The 1,654-nt window shown below is 44.9% G+C and carries 2 protein-coding genes; one reads left to right on the forward strand and one right to left on the reverse strand.

What is annotated here, in order from left to right:
- The first annotated feature begins 455 nt into the window (after window positions 1-455).
- Complete coding sequence (locus B9G53_RS24245) at window positions 456-803, forward strand: XisI protein (protein WP_094536007.1); 348 nt, start codon at window positions 456-458, stop codon at window positions 801-803.
- A 42-nt stretch (window positions 804-845) separates the two neighbouring features.
- Here B9G53_RS24245 and B9G53_RS24250 read toward each other — a convergent pair.
- On the reverse strand, window positions 846-1,654 hold an 809-nt coding region (locus B9G53_RS24250), incomplete at its 5' end, for a TRCF domain-containing protein (protein ID WP_369683020.1).

Genomic DNA, 1,654 nt, shown 5'->3' on the forward strand with positions numbered 1-1,654 from the left:
TGCACAAGCTATTGCGGCAGGTCTTTGGTGTTCTCAAGTCTCAGCGTTCTTTCGATCCTAATTTTGTTCAAATTCCCTCTTGACTTTTTGGTACTCAAGACAGTATCTACAGTTACAAAATTGTACAGGTAGGGGCAATGCCCCCGTGCTTGCCCTGTCACGCTAGCAGTAGGAGATTCATCATCTGCGTTCCACGTAACATCAGTTATAAATATCCCCTAGCTGTGGTGAGGTAATATTTCAACAAGCAATCATCTCTCAGAAATTCTATTGCGAATAGATGCAAATTCCGTCCAAATTTCCGATGCTGATCGCTTTGGCTTAGATAGTAGGGTTTGAGTATCATTGGCAGTACATTTGAGACAATATTTCAAGAGGAATCTGGACAACTTAATAATTGAAGAACCAGATTTTCGTTTTATTGTTTTTGACCCAGATCATGAGGACATAATTCAATGGCAACCACAGATAACAACCTAGACTCATGGCGCAAAACCCTAGAAACTTTGCTCCAATATTATGCCGATCTTCCCTATCGCTATGGAAACGTGAATGCTTACGTTGTCGTTAGTCGCGATCGCAACCACTTCATGCTGATGCGCGAAGGATGGGAAAACAGTCGGCGAGTACATGGATGTGTTGTTCATGCCGAAATTCGTAACGACAAAATCTGGATTCACTACGATGGTATTGAAGATGGCATTACTGAAGAACTGGTTGCAGCAGGAGTTCCCAAGGATCATATTGTCCTAGCTTTCCATCCGCCTCAAGTGAGAGCGCATACTGGATATGCTTTGGCATAAAATCTGAGATAATCGCATCATAAAACAGCGATCGCCCAAAGCTCAACTCAAAAAACAACCCAACCACTCAATCAAGAAATGCACCTGCTTATCCCCAGGAAGGAGAGCCAGACTAGTAATCTTGATTCTCCCCTTCTCGAAAGAGAAACGATAATAGAACTCAATCGGAATCTTCGCATGAAGCAACTCCCAAAGCGAATCCGTCAGCTTCGAGTCCAGAAACAGATCGCGCCCATCATCTGACGCATAAATGCGAAACACCCCAACTTTCCGCGCCACCAACTTCAATTCCATCACCCTGAGCAATACCTGAGTTTCTTCAGGCAAAGCCCCATACAGTCCCTCCCAAACCGCTGCCAACTTGATAATCTCCTCCTTCGACTTCACCTTCGCCAAAGTCAAGTAAGCATTAATCTTCGTCTCATTGTCCGCCATATAAGTATCAGGAATAAAAGCAACCAAACGCGGCAACTGAAGCTCAGTATCCGCAACTTCAGGCAAAATCTTCCCCCGTAACTCATTAATATATTCCTGAAGCAAATCCATATATAGCGCAAAGCCAATCACATCTGCCTGCCCCGACTGCTCCTCACCCAACAAATCCCCCAATCCACGAATCTCCATATCGCGCATCGCTAGTTGATAACCCGAACCAAGCTGACTAAACTCCTGAATCGCATCCAATCTCCTCTTCGCTGAATCTGTTAACTCAAGATTAGGCGGATACAGCAAATAGGCATGAGCCTGAATCCCCGCCCGACCAACGCGACCACGCAATTGATAAAGTTGCGCTAAACCCAACTTATGAGCATCCTCAATCACAATCGTATTCACACGCGGAATATCCAACC

This window comes from Pseudanabaena sp. SR411, assembly GCF_002251945.1.
Taxonomy (GTDB): domain Bacteria; phylum Cyanobacteriota; class Cyanobacteriia; order Pseudanabaenales; family Pseudanabaenaceae; genus Pseudanabaena.

Excerpts from the sequence above, each read along its gene's own strand:
- B9G53_RS24245 (WP_094536007.1), top strand. The coding sequence starts at position 456 with ATGGCAACCACAGATAACAACCTAGACTCATGGCGCAAAACCCTAGAA.